Annotated in this window: 17 protein-coding genes; 9 read left to right on the top strand and 8 right to left on the bottom strand. The window is 59.4% G+C overall.

The features are described 5' to 3' along the window. Positions 1-89: 89 nt before the first annotated feature. From PLJ71_15540 to recN, 6 genes are all read left to right on the top strand, one after another. On the top strand, positions 90-1,415 hold the full coding sequence (locus PLJ71_15540) for an aminotransferase class I/II-fold pyridoxal phosphate-dependent enzyme (GenBank protein ID HQM50100.1): 1,326 nt from the start codon (positions 90-92) through the stop codon (positions 1,413-1,415). Between the two features lie 59 nt (positions 1,416-1,474). After that, positions 1,475-2,845, top strand: coding sequence for a DegT/DnrJ/EryC1/StrS aminotransferase family protein (locus tag PLJ71_15535; GenBank protein HQM50099.1), 1,371 nt, complete (start codon positions 1,475-1,477; stop codon positions 2,843-2,845). Between the two features lie 34 nt (positions 2,846-2,879). Then, entirely contained in the window at positions 2,880-3,758 is an 879-nt protein-coding gene (locus PLJ71_15530; GenBank protein ID HQM50098.1) for a sugar phosphate isomerase/epimerase family protein, read from the top strand. 102 nt (positions 3,759-3,860) lie between these two features. Beyond that, entirely contained in the window at positions 3,861-5,639 is a 1,779-nt protein-coding gene (locus tag PLJ71_15525; protein HQM50097.1) for a sodium transporter, read from the top strand. A gap of 155 nt (positions 5,640-5,794) precedes the next feature. Then, entirely contained in the window at positions 5,795-6,535 is a 741-nt protein-coding gene (locus PLJ71_15520; GenBank protein ID HQM50096.1) for a TlyA family RNA methyltransferase, read from the top strand. Between the two features lie 33 nt (positions 6,536-6,568). Next, positions 6,569-8,236, top strand: a complete 1,668-nt coding sequence (gene recN / locus PLJ71_15515) for a DNA repair protein RecN (protein HQM50095.1) — start codon at positions 6,569-6,571, stop codon at positions 8,234-8,236. Positions 8,237-8,239: 3 nt separating this feature from the next. Here recN and PLJ71_15510 read toward each other — a convergent pair whose 3' ends face one another. The 8 genes from PLJ71_15510 to PLJ71_15475 form a co-directional block, all read right to left on the bottom strand. After that, positions 8,240-9,934 (bottom strand): glycosyltransferase family 9 protein, encoded by a 1,695-nt coding sequence (locus PLJ71_15510; protein HQM50094.1) that lies wholly within the window; start codon positions 9,932-9,934, stop codon positions 8,240-8,242. Between the two features lie 4 nt (positions 9,935-9,938). Continuing rightward, positions 9,939-11,723 carry a glycosyltransferase gene (locus PLJ71_15505; GenBank protein ID HQM50093.1) on the bottom strand — a complete coding sequence of 595 codons (1,785 nt, stop codon included), beginning with the start codon at positions 11,721-11,723 and terminating at the stop codon, positions 9,939-9,941. A gap of 29 nt (positions 11,724-11,752) precedes the next feature. Beyond that, on the bottom strand, positions 11,753-15,082 hold the full coding sequence (locus tag PLJ71_15500; protein HQM50092.1) for a glycosyltransferase: 3,330 nt from the start codon (positions 15,080-15,082) through the stop codon (positions 11,753-11,755). Positions 15,083-15,084: 2 nt separating this feature from the next. Further along, positions 15,085-15,711: a hypothetical protein gene (locus PLJ71_15495; protein HQM50091.1), complete on the bottom strand. Its 627-nt coding sequence runs from the start codon at positions 15,709-15,711 to the stop codon at positions 15,085-15,087. Positions 15,712-15,730: 19 nt separating this feature from the next. Then, positions 15,731-15,952, bottom strand: a complete 222-nt coding sequence (gene csrA / locus PLJ71_15490) for a carbon storage regulator CsrA (protein ID HQM50090.1) — start codon at positions 15,950-15,952, stop codon at positions 15,731-15,733. Further along, a complete protein-coding gene (gene fliW, locus PLJ71_15485) occupies positions 15,933-16,406 on the bottom strand; it encodes a flagellar assembly protein FliW (protein ID HQM50089.1) in 474 nt (157 codons plus the stop codon). The genes csrA and fliW overlap by 20 nt, the downstream gene beginning before the upstream one ends. 253 nt (positions 16,407-16,659) lie before the next feature. After that, on the bottom strand, positions 16,660-20,121 hold the full coding sequence (gene dnaE / locus PLJ71_15480; protein HQM50088.1) for a DNA polymerase III subunit alpha: 3,462 nt from the start codon (positions 20,119-20,121) through the stop codon (positions 16,660-16,662). Then, positions 20,118-20,600, bottom strand: a complete 483-nt coding sequence (locus tag PLJ71_15475) for a CinA family protein (protein HQM50087.1) — start codon at positions 20,598-20,600, stop codon at positions 20,118-20,120. Before PLJ71_15475 ends, dnaE begins: the two co-directional genes overlap by 4 nt. Before the next feature lie 233 nt (positions 20,601-20,833). Here PLJ71_15475 and PLJ71_15470 point away from each other — a divergent pair, with 233 nt between their 5' ends. The 3 genes from PLJ71_15470 (at position 20,834) to PLJ71_15460 (ending at position 24,676) form a co-directional block, all read left to right on the top strand. Further along, positions 20,834-21,862 (top strand): lytic transglycosylase domain-containing protein, encoded by a 1,029-nt coding sequence (locus tag PLJ71_15470; protein HQM50086.1) that lies wholly within the window; start codon positions 20,834-20,836, stop codon positions 21,860-21,862. A gap of 204 nt (positions 21,863-22,066) precedes the next feature. After that, positions 22,067-23,104, top strand: coding sequence for a DUF1559 domain-containing protein (locus tag PLJ71_15465; protein HQM50085.1), 1,038 nt, complete (start codon positions 22,067-22,069; stop codon positions 23,102-23,104). 534 nt (positions 23,105-23,638) lie between these two features. Next, the gene (locus PLJ71_15460) at positions 23,639-24,676 is read left to right on the top strand and encodes a DUF1559 domain-containing protein (GenBank protein ID HQM50084.1); all 1,038 of its coding nucleotides are present in this window, start codon (positions 23,639-23,641) and stop codon (positions 24,674-24,676) included. Positions 24,677-24,705 lie beyond the last annotated feature (29 nt).

The raw sequence follows: 24,705 nt of genomic DNA, 5'->3' as shown, positions 1-24,705 counted from the left end.
TGGACTTGTATTGTCCTTGCGCATATCATAAAGTACATGGGCTCATATCAGGGGCAGCACGGAAGGGATTGTTGAAAACGGAGGAATAGATGATGGACCAGAAAGCGAACCACACGAATGGGCAGCCGACCCGTCGTGCGTTTCTCAAGACAACGGGCGCAGCCGCCGCAGGGATTGCTCTGGCGGGGCAGCGGACCGCCAGCGCGGCCGCCGAGAAGCTTGCTAAGGACGGCGGTCCCAAGGCGGTGACCGTTGATTTCGGCGATGCGGCGAAGTGGCCCTTGTATGGCGAGAAGGAAGAGAAGGCTATCGTCGAGCTTTTGCGGCATCCAAGTTACGATCCTATCAAGAAGCTTGAAGACGAATGGTGCGCACACTTCGGCATGCCGTTCGCCAAGGCCCATTTCAACGGCACGAGCGCGCTGGCTTCGATGTTCTTCGCGCTGAACCTGCCGCCGGGCAGCGAGATCATGGTGCCGAGCTATACGTTCTTTGCCACAATCACGCCGATGCGGCTTTTCGGACTGGTGCCGGTATTCGTGGACATCAATCCCCGCACGCTGAATTTCGATCTCGAGGATGCCAAGAAGCGGATCACTCCGAACACGAAGGCGGTGTTGCCGGTGCATTGGATCGGGTTGCCGGCTGATATGGACCTGATCTGCGAGTGGGCCGATGAGAAGGGGTTGATTGTGCTCGAGGATTCCGCGCACGCTCACTGCGCCAAATTGAAAGACAAGTACGTGGGCACGTGGGGCCGGATGTCCATCTACAGCTATCAGATGAGCAAGCCGCTGCCGGCGATCGAGGGCGGCATGGGCATGTACCAGAACAAAGAAGACTTCGAGCGGGCCACGGCCTTCGGCAATTACGAGATGCCGGGCATCCCCTCTGACAGCCCGGTCTTCAAATACAAAGGGTCGGGATTTGGCCTCAAATTCCGGATGCACCCGCTTGCCGCGGAACTGGCGCGCTGCCAGATGCAAGGTCTCGAGGAGCGCAACGCGGCGGGCGCCAGGCAGATTCGCCGCCTGAACGACGCCCTGACGCAGCTTCCCGGACTGTACGAGCAGTCAAGCGGCCGCAGCGATATGCAGCGCCTGTATTACTCGTGGAACATGCTGTTCATTGACGAGGCCGAGGCGGGCATGTCGCGCGATGCCGCGGTGGAAGCGCTCAAGGCGGAGGGCGTGAATGCGAGCGCGTTAAGCTACACGCTGCAGCACAAACTCCCGTTGTATGCCGAGGATGAATGGTGGCACCACAAACCCGTCATCCCCGAGTTGCCTGGTTCCGACCAGGCGAACGCGACCAGCATCGCGCTGCCGTATTTCACCAAAGAGGTGCCCGAACTCGTCGACCAGTACATCAAGGCGTTCGAAAAAGTGTGGGCGCACCGTGGCGAACTGGCCTGACGGACGCCGGACGAAAGCACGAAGCACCAGTAAACACGGTCACACGTGAAGGAGGGGTGATGAAACGTTTTCGGGGGAAAGAAAGCAGAAGCATGTCGAGGCGGACGTTCCTGCGTAACACGGGAGCCGCCGCCGCAGGCGCCACTGTTGGCGGGTGCACAACCCTGGGCTCATCCGCATCCACGGCGGTCCTAAGCAGGGAAGCGCTGGCAATGGACGGCGGAGCCGCATCGGTAACCGTCCCCAAGGAGACGATTGCCGCCGCCACCAAATGGCCGCGCTTTGGCGAGACCGAGAAACAGGCGGTCTGGGAGGTCCTCGATCTTTCAGCGAGCACGGTGTACCGCGACCTGCCTGTTCTCGAACAGGAATGGCGAGAATATCACGATGTTCCGTACGCAAAGGCGCACTACAACGGGACAAGTACGCTTACATCGATGTTCTTCGCGCTCAATCTGCCTCCCGGAAGCGAGATTATGGTGCCGTCGTACACCTTCTTCGCCACTATCCTTCCCATGCGGTTCTTCGATTACGTGCCCATCTTCATCGATATTGATCCGCGTACCGCATGTTTCGATCTTGAGGATGCCGCCAAGAAGCTCACGCCAAACACCAAAGCCATGGTCCCGATGCATTCGTGGGGGCTTCCCTGCAATATGGACCAGATCTGCGCGTTTGCGAAGGAGCATGGGCTGATTGTCTGCGAAGACGCCGCGCATGCCCACGGTGCGTCGCTTCAGGGCAAGAAGATGGGCGCGTGGGGGGATATGGCCATTTTCAGTTTTCAGGCGACCAAAGTACTTCCGGCCATCGAAGGGGGAATGGGCAATTACCAGACCCAGGAGTATTACGAACGCGCGGCGGCCTTCGGCCACTATGAAGACCCGCCGAAGTTCCCTGAGAATAGCCCATACCGCAAGTACAACGGGACCGGTTTCGGGCAGAAGTACCGCATTCACCCGATTGCCGCCGTGCTGGCGCGCAAACAGCTCGCCGTGCTGGACGAACGCAACGCGGCGGTGCGTGCCCGGGTGCGCGCGTTGAACGGCCGGATTACCCAGCTTGCCGGATTGAGCGAGCCGTATTGCCGGGACGATATGGAACGTGTGTATTATTCCGTGAATATGCTTTTCCTGGACGAAGCGAAGGCCGGGTTTACGCGAGAACAGGTTCTGAAGGCGCTTCGGGCCGAAGGTGTGAGCGCGTCGTCGGGCGCCTATCCCGAGCAGCATAAGTTCAATATATACTCGGAAGAGCAATGGTGGCACCACAAGCCGGACGTGCCCAAGTCGCTCCCCGGGTGTGAGCAAGTGAACCGCTCGTGCATCTATTTACCGTTGTTTTACGAGGATTTGCCTGAGGTAACGGAGCAATATGTCCGCGCGTTCGAAAAAGTGTGGGCGCACCGTAAGGAAATCGGCAAAGCATAGGGTTGGTCCTGAATGACTGGGAGGAGTCCGATCAATGCGTAAGAGGGGAGCAGTCTGTTTATTCGCGGTGTTGATCCTGACCGGGCTGACGCTGGCTTGCGCGAGAACGCCGTTGCATGCCGCCGCTGAGCAGAAGCCGTCTGAGGCGCTTACGAACCGCTTGGCGTGCCGGCTGGCGAACTACGGGAAATACCAGGATGCAGCCCTGTCTCATCTGCACAATCTTGGCGTGCGGTACGTGTTTATGAACGTGCCTGCCCCCGCGGATGCCGAGACGGAGATGGCGCGTCTGGCAGAGCATGGCCTGAAACCCCTGGTCATGCGCGGCAGCACCGACCTTTCGAAGGATGCGAGCGTGGAAGAGCTCGGACAGCAACTTGCCGTATGCGAGAAGATGGGCGTGAAATACATGTTTCTTTCGGCAAAACGCAACGATGCGCCCAAAGAAGCCGTGTTCGACCGGCTGCGGCGCGCGGGCGATATCGCGGCCCAGCACGGCGTCACCATCGCGCTCGAAACCCATCCCGACCTCGGGACCAACGGCGACGTGCACCTCGAAACCATGAAGGCCATTAATCATCCCAACATACGGGTCAATTTCGACACCGCCAACATCACCTACTACAACAAGAATACCGACGCGGTAACCGAATTGAAGAAGATCATCGACTATGTCGCCACGGTCGAGATCAAAGACCATTCGGGGGAGTTCGAGACCTGGAACTTCCCTGCTGTGGGCCAGGGTGTCGTAGACGTGCCTGGAGTGCTCAACGTGCTTCGCGAGCACACGTATGCGGGGCCGGTTACGCTTGAATTCGAGGGGATCAAAGGGGTCGAGCTGAGCGAGCTCGAGACCAAGCTGGCAATCGCCGAGTCGATCGCGTATATCCGGTCGCTCGGCTGTTTCGAGTAGGCGCCGCCGAAGCTCGGCCCGCCCGTTTTGCATGTCCAGGCGCGGCAGCCTTGGGATCGGAAGACCGCCGCGTTTCAGCCAGCGGCAAGGAGAACAACTTCGATGAATGAACCGACACAGGGCACCCTCCAACTCCCCGATTACTTCATGATCGGCGGGTATTTCATCCTCATGCTTGCCATTGGCGCATACTTCTACCGGTATATGCGGCGGATGAAGGATTATTTCAGCGGGAGCAACACCGTCCCCTGGTGGCTGAGCGGCATCTCATTCTACATGACCAGTTTCAGTGTTTCCGCGTTCGTCTTTTATCCGTCGATCTGCTACCGGTACGGATGGGTGGGAGTAACGCTCCTCTGGGTGGCGGTTCCTGCCACGCTGTTCAGCGTGGTGTTTTTCGCGAAACGCTGGCGCCGCGCGCGCATCGACAGCCCCGTCGAATATCTCGAAACGCGCTATAATGCCTTTCTGCGCCAGGTGTTCGCGTGGCAGGGTATTCCGGTGAAAATGATAGACGACGGGATCAAGCTGTTCGCCACGGGAACATTTATTTCGATCTGCACGGGCATCAACATCAAATACAGCATTTTCGGCGCAGGCGGGATCATGCTGATCTACACGTTCATGGGCGGACTTTGGGCGGTGATGGTGACCGATTTCATCCAGTTCGTGGTGCTGACCGTCGGCTTACTGGTCATTTTTCCGCTGTCGATTCAGCGCGCGGGAGGGTTTGCCCAGATATTCAACAACTCTCCCGAGGGCTTCTTCAATATGACTGCTCCCGAATACGGCTGGACCTACGTGATCCCGCTGATCATGCTTTACAGTCTGGCCTGGAGCAGCATCAACTGGGCGCTCATCCAGCGGTATTATTGTGTGCCTAAGGAGCGGGACGCCCTGAAAGTGGGATGGGCGGTTATAGCGCTGTATATCATCGGACCGCCGCTTATGTTTTCTCCCGCGATCGCTGCGCGGCAGTTTATACCTGAGCTGCAAGACGCTGGCACCATCTACCCGCTATTGTGCACCCAATTACTTCCCGCCGGGATGCTGGGACTGGCCATCGCGGCGATGTTCGCGGCCACCATGTCCACCTTGAGCGGCGACTACAACGTTTGCGCCAGCGTGCTCACGAACGACGTGTACCGCCGTCTGATCCGGCCGTCCGCCTCGCAGAAGGAACTCGTGACCGTAGGCCGTTTGATGACGCTTCTTGTCGGATTGGTTGCCCTTGGCACGGCGATGATTCTGGCTCGCTGGAAGGCGGAAAGCATGTTCCGCGTAATGGTGACGCTGTTCGGGGTCGCTACCGCGCCGGTGGCGGTTCCAATGCTCCTGGGGCTGTTGTCGCGCCGGTATACGGGCAGGAGCGCCATCCTGGGGTTCCTGTGCGGCACCGCGGTGGGCCTTCTGCTGTTTGCTTTGTCATTCCGGGAAGAGGCCCTGACGTTCGCTGGCATTACCTGGCAGCCGGACAAGGGGGCCATTTTTCTCGGCAGCTTTGAAGTCAAGCTCGAGATCGCCATGTTCTTGAGTACCGCCCTGTTTACCTACGTGGTGATGGAGCTGGCAAGCCTGCTGGCGCCCGCCACTGCCAGCGAACTCGCGCGGGCAGGCGCTCTCCTTGAACGCCTCGAGACTCCCATCGGAGACCTTCCTGAGGATATAGAGCCGGAAACCGGTTCCGGCGTCGTCATGTCGCCGTTCCGCGTCGCGGGAGTATGCGTTGTTATAATCGGCGTGATGATGCTGGTCCTGATCCCATGGATGAACAGCCCCATGGCGCGATTCCTCGACATTCTGTTGGGATTGGCCCTGTTGGTGGTCGGAGCGCTTATGTCGTGGGGAAGCAAGCGGAGCGCCACCACTCAACCATTATGAGGCATGGGCGGGGCCTTGCCCTCAACGGTGCGCCAAGACCCGGGGGGCCGTGTTGAACGACACATCGCCGGCACGGCGTCAACGTGACACCGTCGGCGGTTCTGCTGCATACTGCGGGGCCGAGAGGGGTTTCCTGTCGACATAAGCCAGTGCATATGGAAAAAGAACGGCTGGACATACTGGTGCAGCGGCTCGCGGGCGTGTCGCGCTCGAAGGCCAGAGGGTTGATTCAGACCGGTCACGTCTACGCCCCGGACGGCCGAAAACTCGATAAACCGGGTGTGCGGCTGGAGGCGGATACCCCGCTCGAAATCCGCGAAGAGGCGCGTTTTGTGAGCCGCGGCGGCGACAAGCTCGAGGCGGCATTCCAGGCGTTCGAATTCGACGTGTCCGGGCGCGTCGCGATCGACGTGGGCGCGTCCACGGGCGGGTTTACGGATTGCCTTCTGCAGCACGGGGCGGCGTATGTGTATGCCGTTGATGTGGGTTATGGCCAATTGGCATGGCGGCTCCGGCAAGACCCCCGGGTCTGCGTTATGGAGCGTACGAACATCCGAAACCTGGTTCCAGAGGCGTTAGAAAGACGTCCGGACGTATTCACGGCCGATTGTTCTTTCATCTCGCTGCGTTTGGTGTTGCCGGTGCTCAAAACCCTGCTGAAGACGCCGGCCGAAGGGGTGGTTCTGGTCAAGCCCCAGTTTGAGGCGGGCAAAGAACTCGTCGGGAAGGGCGGGGTCGTCCGCGATGAAGAGGTGCGCGACCGGGTCGTAAAGGACGTCATCGAGGCCGCTATCACGCTGGGGTTCGAGTCGCGCGGCCTGACGCCTTCTCCGTTGAAAGGTCCCAAAGGCAACCAGGAATTTCTGGCGCACTTGACGCTTCCGGCGTTAGAATAGGCCTCCAATCAGCGGGAGCGAGCCAAGGTCACCATGCTTGAGAGCCTGCACATACAGAACTACGCGTTGATCGACGATATCGAGCTGGAGTTCGGCGCCGGATTCAATGTCCTGACAGGCGAGACCGGCGCCGGCAAGTCCATCATCGTCGGCGCGTTAAACCTCGTGCTTGGCGCACGGGCGTCCTCGGAAGGCGTGCGTGACGGGGCAGACAGGGCGCGCGTAGACGCCGTGTTCCGCATCGATAAGCCGTCGCGCGACTTGGCAAAGGTCTTGGAAGAATCTGATATCGTCTTCGAAGACGGCGTGTTGATACTCTCGCGCGTGGTGGCGCTGGACGGACGCAGCCGCGCATATGCGGGAGGGGCGCCCGTGCCGTTGGCGGTACTGGCCGCGGTCGGCGATGAGCTGGTCGACCTGCATGGCCAGCATGAGCATCAATCCCTGCTGAAGCCGGCCCGCCAACTCGACCTGCTGGACGGATACGCCGGCATGGAACAGAACGCGAAAGCCGTCTCAGAGGCCGTTGCGTCATTTCGGCGCGTTGAACGGCAGCTTGCCGAGTTCGAGGCCGGCGACCGGGAACGCGCCCGGCGCGTCGAGTTCCTGCAGCATGAGGTGCGCGAGATTGAGAAGGCGAACCTGCGCGCGGGCGAGGAAGAGGAGATCCGGGAACGCCGAAACCTCCTGACCAACGCCGAGCGCATCTTTGAACTGAGTTCGCGGGCATACAGCGCCCTATACGAAAGTGATGAGGGCGCGGTTGTAGACACCCTCGATGCGGCGTCGGGCAACGTCGGGGAGCTTGCCGCGATCAACGACCGGTTCAAGACCCTTGTTGACCAACTGGCCGATGCACGCGGCAAGATAGAAGAAGTTGCCGCCGAGTTACGCGAATTTACCACCGAGATCGAGTTTGATCCCCAGGAACTCGATGAGCTCAACGCGCGTTTAACTCTCATCAGTTCGCTGAAACGCAAGTACGGGGAATCGGTCGAGGCAATCCTGGCCTACCTGGACCGTGCCAGGGCGGAGGTCATCTCGTACGAGAAACGCGACGAGCGCCTCATTCAACTGAAGAAGGAACGGGAGGTAATGAGCAAGGAGGCCCACCGGCTGGCCGAGGCCCTGTCGGAGCAGCGGAAAAAGGCCGCCCGGACCCTCGACAAACAGATTACCGCCACGCTTGCCGAGCTCGGAATGAAGGGGGGACGTTTTGAAACGCAATTCGAGCGGGTGGACCTCTGCGGCACGGGGCTGGACCGGGTCGAGTTCCTTCTGGCGGCCAATCCCGGCGAATCGTTGAAGGGACTGCGGCAGGTTGCGTCGGGCGGGGAAATCTCGCGTGTGATGCTGGCGCTCAAGAGCGTATTTGCGGAAGCCGACACGATCCCCACCCTGATATTCGACGAGATTGACGCAGGCGTTGGGGGGGCTGTAGCGACCAAGGTCGCGGCGAAACTCAGCGGCCTTGCCGCGTCGCATCAGACCGTCTGTATATCCCATTTGCCCCAGATTGCCGCTGCGGCCGACACCCATTTCCGCGTGGCCAAGGAAACGCAGAAGAAGCGTACCGTCACCTCGGTCGCGTGCATTGCCGGCGATGACCGGGTGCGGGAATTGGCGAGGCTGCTGGACGGATCGGTCTCGGACGTGAGCATCGAGCACGCGCGGAGCCTCTTGGCCCGCCAGACGGCATAGAGCTCATTTCCTTGCGGCCAGAGCGTGCAGGGCTCTATGAATCGCACTCAGATGAAAACGCATGAGGGCCGCGCGCTCCGACAAGTCCCGGTAGATTCCGAGCGTAGTTTCCGCGAGTTGCATGGGATCGGCGCCTTCGAGATTGTCCCGTTGAAACCGCGCTATCGTAATGAGCGGGCGGCAGCCTTCGTGGAGTTCGGCGAAGAGGCGCGTGTCTTCGTCGAGCCGCATCAGTTCACCCACGATTTCCTTCGCAACCGTTATGCTCTTGCCCTTCCGCAGACACGCCTCCAATTCCCGGGTCTTTTTGATGCCTTTGACGGCGAGCTGTTCGAGCTGCAGGAAGACCCCGTCCCAATGGCTGCGCCAGGAGTCGACGGTCTCGAGATTCGATGCGTCAAAACATGTGGCCGCCTGTTGAATGCTCTCAAGAAGGGTGTCAGCAGCAACGGCCGGGCACAGATGAGCAAGCCATGTGTTGCGGTACGCCATGCGGATAAGGTCGATCTCGGTCATCGGACGGCGGATGAGCGGATACCATTCGAGAAAGCCGTCCGGCGCAAAACGTGATTGGAACACCTCGAGTCCGGTCCAATCAGAGGTCGCAGCAAGCATCTGAAGGGCTTTGCCGCGGTCTGTCGCGAGGACGAGGTCGAGCAGGCCCGAAACTTGTGCCGGCTGGATGGCCCCGCGATCCTCTCGGGCCGCATCCGCCCGGTCCATAGGCGCGAGATAGTCTTTGCGCTGTTCGACGGCAACATGACCTTCGCCGTAAGGCCCGGTCTCCCTGAAATGGACGTATCCAACAGACAACAAGAGGATGGGACAGCCCACGGCCGCCGCGATGTGCATGGTTCCGGTATCGTTGGTGACGAGCAAGCGGGCGCGCTCCAGGATAGCCGCGACTTGGTGAATGGTTGTTTTGCCGAACAAGTGCGCGGCGATTCCCGGCGCATGCCTTTCGAAAGCCTCGCCCAGAGGGGCCTCGGCTTCAACTCCCAGCAAGCAGATTCTTGCATGCCGGTCATTAACGAGACGGCGCGCCAACTCGGCGAAATGCGCGGCGGGCCAACGCTTGGGTTCGTCGCTTGCGCCCAGTTGCACGCAGACGAGGGATTCGTCCTGGCCGATCCCGTGTTGTGCGAGGATATCGCGTGCCTCGCGCCGGTCGTCATCGGTGACGGCAAGATTGAGGCCGGCTACGGGGGGCGCATCGTTCATGAGATTGCGAAAGACGTCGCTGATGTTGATGTCGCTGTACACGCGCTGGTACACGCTCGTGAAGAAATAGTTCGTCCAGCGGCCGCGAAGCAGAAATTGCCAGTCGTCGCTCAGATGCGCGCCAACGCTCTCCCCGGCACGGACCATTTTGAACAACATGGCGGAAGCGATGCTGTGAGTGCAGTTATAGATCACGTCGAATTTGCGCGCGTTCAGATTGTTCACCAGAGCTTCGGCGGTACGGTACGCGCGGAGAAGGCGTTCGGAATCGCCGCTGCGCAAATCGAGGAACATGGAGTCTTCTTCGTAAGGGATGACGTCGTTGATATCCGGGTTGCGTTCGGCGATGCCGCGCGCCATGGGGCGCACCATCGCGGTGATGCGGGCATCCGGGTAACGCATTCGCAACGCGCGCGTGAGGGATGATGTTTGCAGCATGTCGCCCATTCGGGTCATCTGGGCCACCAGAATCCGCATGCCGTCACTCCAATCCCCGCTGTTCCAGCAACGCCTCGTTGGACACACGCAACTCGCGCAGATAGGCGAACAGCGCTTCAACGCGCGTGTGCGGCTTGAGCCCTTGGGGCAGGTGCTGATTGACCGTATCCTGCTCAAAAACGGCGTCCGGCGGAAGAGTATCGAGAAATGCCGCAAGCTCGGCGTCCGCGGAGCAGCGTTGCCTCATTTCGGCGGCCGTCCGATGAACGCGAATGCCCTTGCGGAGGATGCGGGCGCCATGAGCCTTCAAGAGCAGTTCAAGCATTTGCGCGGCCCGCTGCTCATAGGTGTGGTCACGGAGGGCCCGTTCGCGTGCGGCGGCTGCGATTTGCCCGCGTTCTTCAGGATGGGCGAGGTAATAGTCGACCTTTTCGCGTAATTCCTTCAGCGAAGCATACACAGGCAGCTCGGTACCGAAATTGAAGCATGCATCGAGCCCTTTGCACGGATCACAAAGCTGAAACCCTCCGCAGGCGGCGATCTCGAACACCCGTGGATTGATGGCGTCGCAATTCGGGTCCACTCCCGGATGGCTGGTGCTGGAGTGAAGGTTCAGGTTGATCTTCGAGCCCGCTACGATTCTTGCGAACAACTCGGAGGTGAAGCGCTCGCCGGGACGCTGTATCGCGGCGCGGAGGGACGGATGGGTCCAGTTTACCCCCCAGATCTTCAGCACATAGTCGGTCAGACCGGCCAGAAACTGGTTGCGGTTCATGTAGCCCGCGCCCGCAAACGAGATGTCGCAAGTGAACTCTTCCCGCTCCTTATCGTTCAAGACGATAGGCCGGTGGCTCGCCGGGTCACAGCCGGTGAGAACGCACGCGGCGTGCTGACAGCCCGCCTGGCGCAATTGTTCCTCGAACGGGCCGGGTTGTATGTGAAAGAAATAGTCGTAGAGCGGGGCGATCTCCCGCCAATAGGGGAGATGCCGCCAGTTCTCGATGTACCAGAACGCCGTAACAATCCCTTCGCGAGCCAGGCGGAGCGGAAACTGCGGCGATACGGGCGCCTGGGCCATCACAATGCAGATGTCGGGCGCAAATTCCATTACGCGGGCATAGGACCATTCGCCAAGAAAATGGGTCAGGAGGCCCCCAAGCTGAGTCGAGGCTTTCCGGGACTTGACGGAATGGGCCATCTCGTCGTAGACGTTCCACCCCCGGCTGTTATCGACATGGCGGGTCTGATGCCCGAGCATTCGAAACGCGCGGACCAGGTATTCCGTGATGGGAAGCGAGCCCCCGAACATGGGCCCGACCACGGCTATTCGGAGCCGCTGCCCGCGCAGGGCTGCTCCGGAAGCATGCGAGGCCATCGCCTCAGCGAATTGCGGGTGTATCTGGGCTGTCGGCGGGTGCACCAGAACCTGGGGTGTTGCCCCGGCGAACTTCTGGAACGGGGGGGAGTCCGCAATTGCGTCCGGGTCCCCAACCCCGAGAAGCACCTCTGAATCGCGCAGTAGACCTTGCACCGCCAGCGAGGCCACGGCCCGGTCCGGCTCAACTGCGGCGACCCGGTATCCCCGGGTGAGCAGTTCGACGATGTGATAGCCCAAACCAACGCCTACAACCAGGACCGGACGGGCAGGGTCGAGGTTGGCGGAATCGACCAGGCGTTTCGCTTCGTCGCGGGGTTTGTAGCGGCTGTGCAGGCAGACCTCGCCAACCCGCACGGTCGGCTCGCCTCCGCGTCCCTCCTCCAGATGCAGTTCCGGCGGAGCAGTGACCTCGGCTAGTTCGGCTGCCCATTCTCGCGCGGGTTTCATCATTACTCTGATACCGTTGGCTTTCCTGGCGCTTAAGTTCCCGGCATTTCTTCAAGCAGTCGGCGCACATCATTGTTCGCCGGCTCAAATATAAGCAGGGTCTCGAGCCGCTCCCGAGCTTCCTCGCGTTTACCCAAACGCATCAATACGCGCGCGAAACGTATCGTCATCGCCGTGTTCCCAGGATAGAAGTCAACGAACCGGCGAAGAACCGGCTCGACCCCTTGCGGTTTTTCCATGGTCTCTCCCAGATTGACGAATTGTTCCATGAGAGCGGCATTGTCAAAATGAAGTTCGAGCGAAGCGCGCAGCCGCTCGAAAGCGCCTTCCGGGTTTCCGCCCGCCAGCAGGGCGAGTCCCCACGCGCCCAGGGCGCGGTAATCCGCCGGGTCGGCTGTCACGGCTTGCTCGAGGCAGGGCAGCGCTTCGTCATTACGGTTCATGGCAACGAGCAGCACGCCCAATTGGCCGAGGATGTCGTTTCGGCCTGGAGCGAGGGCGTGGGCCTCGCGCAACGCCGCTTCAGCCGCGTCAAGCCGCCCCATCCGGCCGAGGGCCTGTCCCATGACGAATTTGCGCTCGCCTTCATCGGCATGGTCCGCGGAAGCGGCAATTCCGTAGGCCTGCTCGTAACGGTTTTCGGACATCGCCGCCCGGGCGCGGTCCAGAGGCCCGGATGCCGATTTCCGCGCGGCTACGAGATATTGATACACGAGAAAATCCTGATATTCGGCGTCGTCCAGCGGGCCAACGGTCAATCTGCCGAGGGTGATCCCCCCGTCCGTGTTTCGGGGGAGCTGAGCGGGCTGGAGCATCGAGAGCGGAGCCATCTGTATCACATCGTAGCCTGCTTCCTGAAAAAGATGCTGCATCTCGACGGCCGTGAAGAACCGGAGATGGGTGCGGTCCAGGATGCCCGCGTCTTCGTACTTCCAGCGGCCTTCGGCGAGCATCTGCACCACTTGGCAGAAGCGCGCATTGGGAATGCTGGCGATTGCCAGCCCGCCCGGCGCAAGGAACGGGGCGATTCGGCGAAGAACCTTCGCGGGGTCGGCCAGATGCTCGAGAACATCGCCAAACGTCACACAGTCAAAGTGTTCCGGCTCGAAGGGCAATTCCATCCGTTCAATATCGCCGCAGAGGACGCCGTCGAGCGCTTCTCTGGCAATGGCGCAGGCACGCTCTTCGATCTCGATGCCAATAACCTCGCCGGCGCCGCGCTCCTTGAGAGATCGCCCGAAGGCGCCTGCTCCGCATCCGATATCCAGGATGCGTTTGGCACTTCGCGGGACGTGCACGGCCAGTTCAGCACGCGGAGAGCAATAGTACCCCCCGTAATGGTAGCGGGACTCGCCGCTCAAACCTCCCAGCAGGCCGGCGGCCTCAAAGACACAACCGAGCAACTGTTCCATACGTTGCTCGTACGTGTGGTGGTTGAGCACAAACTCCTGCCCTTGTTGCGCAATCCGCTCACGGGCCGCGCCGTCGTGCAGGTAATGCTCGATAAGCTCGCACAACTCATTCTCGCTGTGATACAGGACAAAATGGGTCCCCTCCTCAAAAAGGTCCACGAGGCCTTCGGCACTGTCCGTAATGAGCAATGCCCCGGATGCCATGGCCTCGAATACCCGCATGTTGAGGTCGTTCTGGACGGCCGCGTTGATCACGATTTTCGATTGGGCATACGTTCTGGCCATGTCGGCGGGCCACTGCTGGCCTGTCACATGGTTCGGAAACCGCTCGCGTACGCGAGCAAGGAGTCTGCGGCGCCGCTCGTGCGGGTCATCCTGAACGCGGCCTATATAGCCGACATCATGACGGCGTTCCAGGCTGCCTACGTCGTGCAGCTCGGGCGAACACGCCAGCGGCAGCCAGTAGACGTTCGCGATGCCCGCATCTTGAAACAGCGGCACTTGGGCTTTTTGCGCCAGAAACACGAAATCGAAGTGCCGGGCGATCTCAATACGGATTTGGGGCGCCAGGTGCGTATCAATGAGGTAACAAGCCTTCGGCATTGCCAGCCGTTGAATGTCGGGCGCGATCTGTTTGGGCCCGGAATCGACCCAAAGATACAGATGAGGGCTGAAGCCTTTGGGCAAGGCTTCGAGAATGTCTTTGTAGCTCGTATTCAAGCTGGCTTCAATGTCGTGCGGCGGGTAATCAGGGGCATCCGGGGGAAACCCCCAGCGTGTCAAGAGTGCCTCCGGACACCGGAAGCCCGCTGTCACCACATGGTGACGTTTTCGCAGCGCTTGCTCGAAGTATCTCCCCGTTGTAACCGGCGAGGCCATGTAGTGAAGGAGGATCTCAGTTGCCGGCAGCGGGTTTGCGGGAACGGCGGGCGTCACAACGCGTTTTTGCGTCTTTGTGGGCCGGCGCGGACTGCGCTCCGCCGCGGACAGGATCGTTTCGCGCCATTTCTCCACGAAGGATTCGAGCGGGAACGCGCGCGCGACGGTTTCCCGGGCGCGCGCCCCAATCTCCCGGGCGAGGCTGATGTCCTCCAGCAGGCGTTTGACGTGTTCTCGCAGCACCACGGGCTCGTACGACAAAAGACCGTCGACGCCGTCAGTTAGCGGCGAGGTCGGGTTGGCAAGGGAAACGACGGGCATGCCGGTGGCCATCGCCTCGAGCAGGGCGAGGTTGTAGCCGTCTTCGTATTCTTCGCGCGTTACGTGCAGGTAGCAGCGGTGCGTGCGGTATATGGCGCGTAACTCGTCGAAGGATTCCGCCGGTTGCGACTCGGGGATATCGGGGTTATCCCCGACGATACGGTTGGCGAACCCCGCGCAGACCTGTTCCTGGAAGTCCACGTCGAACATGCGGTTGCGCATCCGCATGCAGTTGCCAACGCGAATCACGGCCGGTATCTCCCCCGTGTACCCGCCGTATTCTTCGACATCTATCCCTGGACGGATGACCCGGCCGGGGAGCCCGTAATCATCGCGTTTGGTCTCCGAGATGAACACAAACTCCGCGAATTCGCGAAGCGTTTCAATGAGCCGCTGAAAGGTTTCGTGTTGAGCGGGACTATTCTGGATCGTCGTTTCGAGGAAGCTGCGCCGGTTATGGCAAACCAGGATGAGCGGGGTGCGGGTCTCCACGACTTGTTTGCAGATATTGGCGGCGTTGGTTTCATTCTGAGCGATGACGGCATCGAACCGGCCCTGCGCCAGTTCCCGGCGCCATGCTCTTTCTTCGAGGAAGGTGAAGGATGGCGGGATAGGGCGGTAACGCGTGTACCATTTCCGGGCGAGCGGCCGCCGATCGTATTCGCCGACGACGAAGGGCATTCCCGTTCGCGCCATGAGGCACAAGTAGGGTTCGTGAAAGTTGAACGTTAGAATCCGCGGCGCGGCCATGCTCACCCCGCCTGCCGCTCGGCCTCTTTCTTCAACAAGGCGACGATCGTCCTCTCTTTTTCGGCGCGGGGCGCCAGCTCATACTCGAGGAGGTCTCCAAGGAGCACCAGATCGCGTGATCTCAAGGCCTGGCTGGCCTCCATCAGGTATCCGTTGAGGTCGTCGTGAAACCCTCGAACCGTCTGGTCGTCAAGATTCAGGCCCTCGAGCGAGAGTTCCATCGCGTTGGCGATCATCAATTCCCGTTCTTTGATGGTGCTCCAAATCGCCGCGAGCCGCTCGAAAGGTTCGTAGCCCGCGTCTGGCGATTCGCTTTGAAAAACTCTTGCCAGTTCATGGCATGCCACGGGAAGTTCAGGCAGTGAACGGTCGATTTCAGAGAGGGATTCCTGCACTAGTTTCTGGGTGTTCTCCGAGGTGATGACAAGGCGTTGAACCGAACTGAGAGGCTTGCTCTTCATGGAATCGACAAGTGCTTCGGCGCTGACGGCATCGTCATTCAATCGCACCGACATGATGGAACGGCCTTGAGCGTGAAGCTTCTGTCCAATGGCAACGACCAGGTCAAAAACGTTGCCGGGCCAGTCACCGGCCGGGGGTTGCGCGGCTCCGTCCACTATGACTTCCATGTGCCATCCTCCCCGGCGGTTATCGTGAAATAAGGTTAGAAATGCCGTCGATTTTCGCCGCGGAAGCGGCTTGGGCGTTTTCGGCCTGAATGGCTTGGTAGATTTCGCGCCGGTGCACCGCCACGGACTTGGGGGCCACAATGCCCAGTTTCACCTGGCTTTCTTTCAAATCGAGGACTTTGACCTCAATGTCGTCTCCGATCATGATGCTTTCGTCCTCTTTACGGGTTAGAACGAGCATTAGATGCCTCCCGGGCCTGTCCCTGGCCCTGCTGGGGTTGCGCGAGGAAGAACTGGATGGGGTAGTCGCTGTGGTCAAGCAGCGCCTGTTTTGCGAGCCGCAACTTGGGATTGACGAGCACAGGCGCCCGGAGATTGGTGCGCACCTTCATTTTATCCTCGGGGACGACCACCAAGGTATAGACATCGAGTTCATCCACGGAAGTGACGGCCAGTTCGCTCAGTTCCGCGGGCCGTATGCCGATCGCGTAGTCGGGGACTACCACGGACGGATCCATGACTATGAACGCAAGTTCGCCTGCGTCTGTAGATTGCAGCCATTTGAGGTAGCTGCTTGGTCCGGGCAACAGAACGAAGCGGCGGTAGTCCTGAAAGCCCAGAATGGGCTGGGTAAACGTGATGATGTCATTAGGGTCGACATCTATCGACCCGAATCGCGACGTTTCTAACTGCATGGTGGCACCCCAGCTTCCCTTTGCCGTTTCCCGCGCGCATCGTACGCAGCCCCGCACGCCCAAGGCCGCGCCATCATGGTATTTCCCCACGGGCAGACCGCCGCGTGCCGCTATTTGCGGCATTTGGCAGCGTGTTTTACGCATACTCGATCACAATTCAGTATGCACGAAACCCCATATGTGCCGCAAGGGCACGTCGGGGCGCGCCCGGCGTGAAGTGCGAGAATCCTGCGCTTCAACAGTTACTTTTCGGTTATTGGCTGTGGCGTGGATAGCCGTTTGCGCCCGCATACCAGAGACACCCCTCGCCCAGAATGGCTTCGACCTCGCGCTGAAGCTGCGCGGACGGCGAAACCACGCACGAGGGCGTGGCATGAACGGTTATCTCGTCATGGTTTGGCGTGACGCAATGCAGGTATACATCGCAATGGCCCGGCTGGGCATCAAGGATCTCCGCAAGCCGTGTCAGCAGAGCCTCGTCAAGACCCACCGTATTGAGCCGGATGTGCACGGTCTGCGTAAAACGGTTCTCGGTCTCGTCTATAGGGACGATATCTTCGGCCAGCAGGGTCGGTTCGTCGTTTCGATAGTTCACTTTTGCCTTGACCATGACGATCATGTCCGGCACGAGCAGTTCCGCCTTCGCCTCGTAAAGGTCCGAGAAGACAACCATCTCACAGGGACTCTCGAGGGTTTCCAGAGTCACGAAGGCCATCTTCCGGCCACGCTGTGTCAAGTGCGTTTTGACATTTGAGATGAGCCCTCCAAGACACACTTCCTGCCCTTCGGCAAGGGAAGACAGGTCGGCGGCGCGTACCGTCGAATAGCGTTCCAGCAAGGCGGCATGCCGGGCGAGCGGATGGCTGCTTACATACAAGCCCAGCATCTCTTTCTCGAGTGCAAGCAGATGGTTCTCCGGCCATTCCTCGAGCTCGGGTTTTTGCCGGGTGATGGGTTCAGCGTTATCGCCGGCCATGAGTTCGAGGAGAGAAGTCTGCCCGGAAGCGCGTTCGCGCTGGCTTATCTGTCCTTCGCTCAGGGCTGCTTCGAGAACTTCCTCGACCTGCCTCCGGTTCCAGCCGGTGCTTTCGAAAGCGCCGGCGCGGTTGAGGCTTTCAATGATGCGCCGGTTCAGCACGCGGGAATCCAGGCGCGCACAGAAATCGAAGATGTCTTTATAGGGTCCCTGCTCTTCACGCTCGCGTTGAATCGCCTCGACGGGATCGCGCCCAATGTTCTTGACGGTTCCCATGCCGAAGCGGATGGCGCTGCCTTCCACATGGAAACCATAACCGCTGTAGTTGACGTCCGGGGGCAGAATCTCGATGCCCATTCGGCGGCATTCCTCGACGTACTGGGCCACCTTTTCAAGGTTTCCGGACTCACTGGTGAGCAAGGCCGCCATGAACTCGACGGGGTAGTTGGCTTTCAGGAACGCCGTCTGGTAGGCAACGAACGCGTACGCCATGCTGTGGGATTTGTTGAACCCGTAGCCCGCAAACTGTTCGATCTTCTGGAACAGGGTATCAGCCGTATCCTTGTCGATGCCGTTCTTCCTGGCGCCCTCGGCGAAACGCTCGCGCTGTTGCTCCATGAGGTCGGCCTTCTTCTTGCCCATGGCGCGCCGCAGAATGTCGGCCTGTCCGAGGGAGAACCCCGCGACGGCTTGCACGATCTGCATAACCTGCTCCTGGTACAAGGCCACGCCGTAGGTCTCCTTGAGAATCGGCTCGAGCAGGGGATGGTCATAGACGAGCTTCGACGGGTTATGCTTGGATTCAATGTATTGATCTTTGAGCTGCATCGGGCCTGGGCGGTACAGCGCCACGAGGGCGCAGATTTCCTCGAGACTCTCGAGCCCGATGCGTTTCGAGAGATCCCGCATGCCCGAGCTTTCCAGCTGAAACACCCCCGTAGTGCGCCCGGACCGCAGGAGTTCGTAGGTCTGCGCGTCGTCAGGTTCGAGTGCGTCTATGTCGATCTGGATCCCCCGGTTTTCCGCAATGAACCGGACGGTGTCGTGCACCACCGTGAGCGTGCGCAGGCCGAGGAAATCCATTTTCAGCAGCCCGACCTCTTCAGCGGTTTTCATCTCGAACTGCGTGGCGACAATATCGCTTCCGGAGGCTTGAAAGAGGGGCACGTGGTCGGTGAGGGGCTCGTCGCAAATGATAACGCCCGCGGCGTGAGTGCTCAAGGTTCCGATGCTGCCCTCCAGACGGCAGGCCAGATTCCAGAGTTTGCCGATTTGAGGGTCGCTCTTCACAAGCTCTTTCAGTTCGGGTTCTTTTTCGGCGGCGCTTTCCAGGGTGATTTTCAATTCATCCGGGACAAGCTTGGCGATACGGTCCACGTCACCGTAAGACATTCCCATGACGCGGCCGACGTTGCGGATCGCCTGTTTGGCCAGCATACGGCCAAACGTAATGATCTGGCTCACATTCTCGTAGCCGTACTTTTCGCGCACGTACTCGATCAATTCCGAACGCCGGTTGTAGCAGAAGTCGAGATCAAAGTCCGGCATGGAAACGCGTTCGGGGTTCAAAAACCGCTCGAACAGGAGGTTGTACCGAATCGGGTCGATATTGGTGATCGTGAGGGCGTATGCGACCAGGCTGCCCGCTCCGGAGCCGCGGCCGGGCCCGACGGGAATGCCTTTGCCCCGGGCCTGCTTGATGAGATCCCATACCACGAGGAAGTAATCGACAAACCCCATTTGCTCGATCACGCTCAGTTCGTATTCGGCGCGCTCAATGTGTTTCGGGCTGGGCTTGCCGTCGTAGCGGTCCCGCAAACCCTCCATGACCAGTTCGTGCAGAAACGCCTGTTTCGTCTTGCCCGGCGGCGGGGCATACTGCGGAATGAGGTGTTTGTGCAAGGGGATCTCGAGGTTGCACAGGCTGGCGACCTTCTCGGTGTTCGTGACGGCCTCGGGCCATTCGGCAAACACCTCGCGCATTTCTTTCGGACTGCGAAAGTGAAACTCCTTTGTCTGAAACCGGAACCGGTTCTCTTGGTCGAGCGTCTTGTTCGTCTGGATGCAGAGCAGCGCATCGTGCGCATCCGCATCGTCCTTGTTCAGATAGTGGCAATCGTTGGTGGCTACAAGAAGCAGGCCGTATCTGCGCGCCATCTCGATCAACTGGGGGTTTATCCGGCGCTGTTCGGGCATGCCATGGTCCTGCAATTCCACGAAGAAATTCTCGGGACCGAAAATTTCGAGGTAGCGCTTCATCGCTTCTTCGGCCTTGGCTGGCTCCTCACGCAGGAGCAGTTGGGGGACCTCGCCGCCCAGGCAGCCCGTCGAGGAAATAAGGCCTTGGGCATGCCGCTTCAGGGATTCGAGGTCGATCCGGGGTTTGTAATGGAAGCCCTCCAAGTAGCCTATGGAGCTGAGTTTGCACAGGTTTCGGTAGCCCGCTTCATCTTTGCAGAGGAGGAGCAGGTGGGTATACGCGGTTGCCTGGTTCTTCGCTGAGCGGTCGGTGCGGTGTCCCGGCGCCAGGTACAGCTCAGCCCCGATGATCGGCTTGATGCCGCTCGCCTTGGCTGCCAGATAGAAATCAATGACGCCAAACATCGCTCCGTGGTCAGTGATTGCGCACGCCCCCATGTCGTATTCCTGGCACCGCTCGAGGAGTTCAGGAATCTTGATGGCCCCATCGAGAACACTGTATTCGGTATGAAGGTGCAAGTGGCAAAAACCAGCATTCACTGAATTCGCTCCCATAATATGTTCAAGGCCGTATCGGCCGTTTGCTGCTTAATGTCGCTGCGCTTCCCTGTGAACTTCGCCCGGACAACGTCGCATCCGCCTGGCCAGGCAACCGCAATATAGACCAGGCCCACGGGTTTCCCGGGGCTTCCGCCGCCCGGGCCTGCTATACCCGTCACGGCGAGTGAAACATCGGCGCGGTAGCGGTCGCGCGCGCCTTCGGCCATCTCCCGAGCTACTTCCTCGCTTACCGCTCCCACGCCCGCCAGGGTTCCCGGCGAAACGCCCAGCAGGGCCATCTTCAAGGCATTGGAATAGGCGACAATGCCGCCAAGAAAGCACTCGGACGCACCCGCCACATTCGTGATACGGTGAGCGATAAGCCCGCCCGTACACGACTCCGCCGTGACCAGCCAGAGCTTTTCGCGGGAAAGAATCCCAACCGCTTGCTCTTCCAATGTCCGTGGTGGCGTAACCATATTGATTCTAAGGGGTTATGCGCTTCTGCCCCGTGCTTGAGGGTGCAGTTCGCCCTCGGCTTTCCTAGGACCGTGCTGCGTTGTCCACACCGTATCATTTAGGCGATGGCAGTGGCAAGCCCATTTTTCGGGACACGTTTCCGGCTTCTTTTCATCTGCCGTCCTTGCCAGAGATGACGCCAGTTCGGTATACTTCTGACGTTGGAATTTGGAAGGGATTTCGGGGCAATGGGATGGGCCATCTTCTCCAACTACGTTACCTTCTCATAGCCGCGGGGGCGGCATTCTTGGCCAGCGTCGTGCCCGTGTGGGCCGACCCGCCAGTGCTTGGGAATGTTGACCAAACCTCGCGCGAGGAGCTCATTCGCGAGATGGAGACCCGGCGCGAAGCTATCCAGAGACGCCGGGCCGGTCAGACGCTGCGGGCATTCGTCAATAAAGAGGGGGTCTTGACGCTGACCAACAAGCTGGGGAAATACCGCGGCGACCCGGGGTATACCGAGATCGAGATAGACTACGAACCGATTGTTGTCGCGAAGAAGTATAAGCGCTACACCTCGCCCACCGAATACAACCAATCGGCCATTGAAAGCCTTGTAGCCGACTACGCCAGGCAATATGGCCTTCAGGAAAGCCTCATCTATGCCGTGATTCGCGTGGAGAGCAATGGCGACCCGAATGCGGTGTCCCGCGCCGGCGCCCGCGGGCTCATGCAGCTCATGCCCGGAACCGCCAAAGAGATGGGGGTCACGAATATTATCGACCCTGCCCAGAATATCGCCGGCGGCACCCAGTACCTTTCGAAACTCATCAAGTTCTTTGAAGGGGATGTCCGCCTGGCATTGGCCGGATACAATGCGGGCCCCGAAAACGTCAGGAAATACGGCGGGATTCCTCCATTTCGCGAAACCCAGGATTATGTGCGGAGCGTGTTGCATTGGTGGCGTGTGTACAACAGTACGTCTGCCCGGCCCGAGTACTTGTACGGCGCTCCGAAATCGCTCGCCGAATACGCCAAGAAAACGCCGCAAGATTCCCAAAAGACCCCGGCGTCCCTGGTCGCGGGCAAGAAATCCGAGGGAGGGAAGAACGAGCAGCTTGCACGCGCGGAAATCGAGGGCGCCCGCGAATACACCGTTCACTTCACCGACGGCACGAGCCAGCCCGCCGACAAGGTCATTTCCGGAGAGGATCATTACTATATCCAGTACCAAGGCGTAACAAGGCGCGTTCGCAAGGAACACGTCAAGACCATCAGCTAGGCGGTCGCCATCGTTTCTCCCATTTCCTCGGATCCCGTAATCCATGGGATTTTTTGTTTCAGGCAAAGGACGGATTCGGTTGTTTTTCCCACTATTGTTAGAATGAAGGATATGGTGTAATATAAAGGCGGCAACCGGTCTCACGAAAGGTGAAATGTTGAGCAGGGCATCCTCCAAGCTATCAGGGCAGAAAGGGGCGAGAGTATGAACAAACGAGGCTTCACGCTGATTGAACTCCTTGTTGTCATCGCGATCATTGGGATTCTCGCGGCAATTCTATTGCCCGCCTTAGCGCGGGCCAGGGAAGCGGCTCGGCGTGCGAGTTGCGCGAATAATCTCAAGCAATGGGGTTTAATCTTTAAGATGTACGCCAATGAGGCAAAGGGCGAAATGTGGCCGCCCTGTTATATTGGGATTCCTCCGATCACGTACAACTGCAATGGCGGGCCTCCGCCGTACGGCGAGCAGGGCACAGGCGACCCGGTGATGAGCCTGGGACCCCGGCCGGCCACGCTTTATCCCGAATACTGGACCGATCCGTTGATCGCCGTATGCCCTTCCGACGCCAATTCGATGGCCTATGGTGACAGCATTGAGGAATCCATGTGGGACCGCTGGACCGGCGATCCGATCATTGCGGTGGACTGCGCCGAAGGTTGGATGGGGTCTAACGCGATCGACAACAGCTACCACTACATGGGGTATCCGTTGGACAATATCGGCATGGAAGACCCGGCGGATCAGATCGATTCGGCGATCCTGAATCCGCTCATTCTGGCTTTTGGAGGCACGCCGCCGCCGCAGTCGGGGCCGGTTCCTATTCAGGCGGTCGCATGGCTCTATGCTGTCGCGAATGAACTCATGGGACTGAGCGGCCTCAATTCCTGGGCCACCATGGGTGACTACGACGTGTCGAATTACCCGAACATCGGCATGAGCGGCTTCGTCGGCGCAGGCAATTCTGGAGGCAACACGATTTACAAGCTGCGCGAAGGTATTGAGCGGTTCATGATCACCGACATCAACAATCCCGCAGGGTCCGCCATGGCTCAGAGCGAGCTGCCTGTCATGTGGGATACGGTCTCGACCGAGGTGGGCGAGTACAACCATATTCCGGGCGGCTCGAATGTGCTGTATATGGACGGGCACGTCGAATTCATGCGCTATTCGCAAAATGGTCCCGGACCCGCAAACAAGGGTTTCGCGTTGGTCGTGGGAGTGCTGAATACCGCCGAACTGTAATCCCAGGAAACACCTGAAAACCGGTTGCTGGCGGCCCGCAGTCCACTGGATTGCGGGCCGCTCGTGTGTGCGTACGCCGCCGCCATTATATGAACAGGGCGCGCATCCTGCAGTAAACCGGCATATCCAAATACCATTCCTCTCCGAAGGTCACGAGAACACTTATGGAAAAACTTTCCATGGATGTTCTGAAAACGACAGGACATATTGCGACATGAGACACAAGAATCCGTCTGCATTGTGCGTGTTCCTACCCGTCCCCTCTTTAGGCGTAATGTATTGAATAACAGAGGCTTGCAGGATGTCCCGGTACAAGGCGAATGAGGTTGAAAACGCAGATTCGCCAATGAAACCCCCTTGTTTGCTGTTTGGGGAAGCCTCCCTCCCAGCAACATGATCTAGGCAACCTACCAGTGCTAGCATGACTATTGCGGAAAAAGGTGCTTTGTAGTATTGTGTTTGTAGCAGGAGCGGGTTAGGTAATCGATTTCTGGAGCTTGGACATTTCAAGAGTCATAAGGGAGGTAATGCGCAATGAAAAAGAAAGGATTTACGCTGATTGAGCTGCTGGTAGTGATCGCCATCATCGGCATCCTGGCCGCCATACTACTACCAGCGCTTTCCCGCGCACGCGAAGCCGCACGCCGGGCAAGCTGCGCGAACAATCTCAAACAGTTAGGCCTCGTGCTCAAGATGTATGCCAACGAAAGCAAAGGCGAGAGGTATCCCGCGGTATGTGAGGCTGATGGCTATCCCGGAGTGAATTGCGACCCCATTCCGGGTGTGCCGAATGCCCTGTTGCCGGCTGGAGGTGATGCAGCCACGGCTTACTCGTTCTTCATTCCCGCCGTCATGCCCGAGTACCTGACCGACGGCAATGTGCTTGTATGCCCCTCGGAATCCGATCCCGGTTTGATCAATAACCCGGCTTCGGATGAGCCCTGGCTGCACGTCCCGTGCGACGAGTTTGGTCTCGACAATTACGGAGACAAGCCGGGCGGCTGGGCAGCGGCGGACGAAAGCTACTACTATCTTGGATATGTTCTTGACCGGGCCGATGCCGAAGATATCGATTCGTCCGTATTGAATGCCTTTGGGCCGGATGTGCCCCCGCCCCCCGGGCTTGTCTCCGCTCAGGTGGTGGCAGCGTTGGGTTTCATCGAGGCGGTTCACCTGATGGCGACCACTCCGCCTATCTTCGCAACGCAGATGGCCCTGCTGGATAACGACATCGATCTCGGCAGCTCGTATGTCGGGGCCGTGTCAGCAATGATTGGTGTGCCGCTGGTAAACATGGGCTATGGCAATGGCGGAACGAACACCATTTACCGCCTGCGCGAAGGTATCGAGCGGTTCATGATCACCGATATCAATAACCCCGCGGGGTCAGCTATGGCCCAAAGCGAATTGCCGATCATGTCCGATTTGGTTGCTACTGTCGCGGCACTGTACAACCACGTACCCGGCGGCGCCAATGTGCTCTACATGGACGGCCATGTGGAGTTCATCCGCTACCCCGGGAAAGACTTCGTATCTCCAGGTATGGCCACTGTTGTAGGCGTGGCAGGGTAATGCAATACGCATAGCTATCGCCTGACCCG

This window comes from Candidatus Hydrogenedentota bacterium (genome assembly GCA_035416745.1).
Lineage (GTDB): Bacteria > Hydrogenedentota > Hydrogenedentia > Hydrogenedentales > SLHB01 > UBA2224.
This window is presented reverse-complemented; position numbering and strand designations above follow the sequence as displayed.

What these genes read in the sequence shown, in the direction of transcription:
- PLJ71_15470 (HQM50086.1), top strand. Translation starts at nt 20,834, where the DNA reads ATGGGCCATCTTCTCCAACTACGTTACCTTCTCATAGCCGCGGGGGCG.
- PLJ71_15505 (HQM50093.1), bottom strand. Translation starts at nt 11,723, where the DNA reads ATGATGAAACCCGCGCGAGAATGGGCAGCCGAACTAGCCGAGGTCACT.
- PLJ71_15465 (HQM50085.1), top strand. Translation starts at nt 22,067, where the DNA reads ATGAACAAACGAGGCTTCACGCTGATTGAACTCCTTGTTGTCATCGCG.
- recN (HQM50095.1), top strand. Translation starts at nt 6,569, where the DNA reads ATGCTTGAGAGCCTGCACATACAGAACTACGCGTTGATCGACGATATC.
- PLJ71_15520 (HQM50096.1), top strand. Translation starts at nt 5,795, where the DNA reads ATGGAAAAAGAACGGCTGGACATACTGGTGCAGCGGCTCGCGGGCGTG.
- PLJ71_15540 (HQM50100.1), top strand. Translation starts at nt 90, where the DNA reads ATGATGGACCAGAAAGCGAACCACACGAATGGGCAGCCGACCCGTCGT.
- PLJ71_15530 (HQM50098.1), top strand. Translation starts at nt 2,880, where the DNA reads ATGCGTAAGAGGGGAGCAGTCTGTTTATTCGCGGTGTTGATCCTGACC.
- PLJ71_15460 (HQM50084.1), top strand. Translation starts at nt 23,639, where the DNA reads ATGAAAAAGAAAGGATTTACGCTGATTGAGCTGCTGGTAGTGATCGCC.
- fliW (HQM50089.1), bottom strand. Translation starts at nt 16,406, where the DNA reads ATGCAGTTAGAAACGTCGCGATTCGGGTCGATAGATGTCGACCCTAAT.
- PLJ71_15535 (HQM50099.1), top strand. Translation starts at nt 1,475, where the DNA reads ATGAAACGTTTTCGGGGGAAAGAAAGCAGAAGCATGTCGAGGCGGACG.
- PLJ71_15475 (HQM50087.1), bottom strand. Translation starts at nt 20,600, where the DNA reads ATGGTTACGCCACCACGGACATTGGAAGAGCAAGCGGTTGGGATTCTT.
- PLJ71_15500 (HQM50092.1), bottom strand. Translation starts at nt 15,082, where the DNA reads ATGGCCGCGCCGCGGATTCTAACGTTCAACTTTCACGAACCCTACTTG.
- PLJ71_15495 (HQM50091.1), bottom strand. Translation starts at nt 15,711, where the DNA reads ATGGAAGTCATAGTGGACGGAGCCGCGCAACCCCCGGCCGGTGACTGG.
- csrA (HQM50090.1), bottom strand. Translation starts at nt 15,952, where the DNA reads ATGCTCGTTCTAACCCGTAAAGAGGACGAAAGCATCATGATCGGAGAC.
- PLJ71_15510 (HQM50094.1), bottom strand. Translation starts at nt 9,934, where the DNA reads ATGCGGATTCTGGTGGCCCAGATGACCCGAATGGGCGACATGCTGCAA.
- PLJ71_15525 (HQM50097.1), top strand. Translation starts at nt 3,861, where the DNA reads ATGAATGAACCGACACAGGGCACCCTCCAACTCCCCGATTACTTCATG.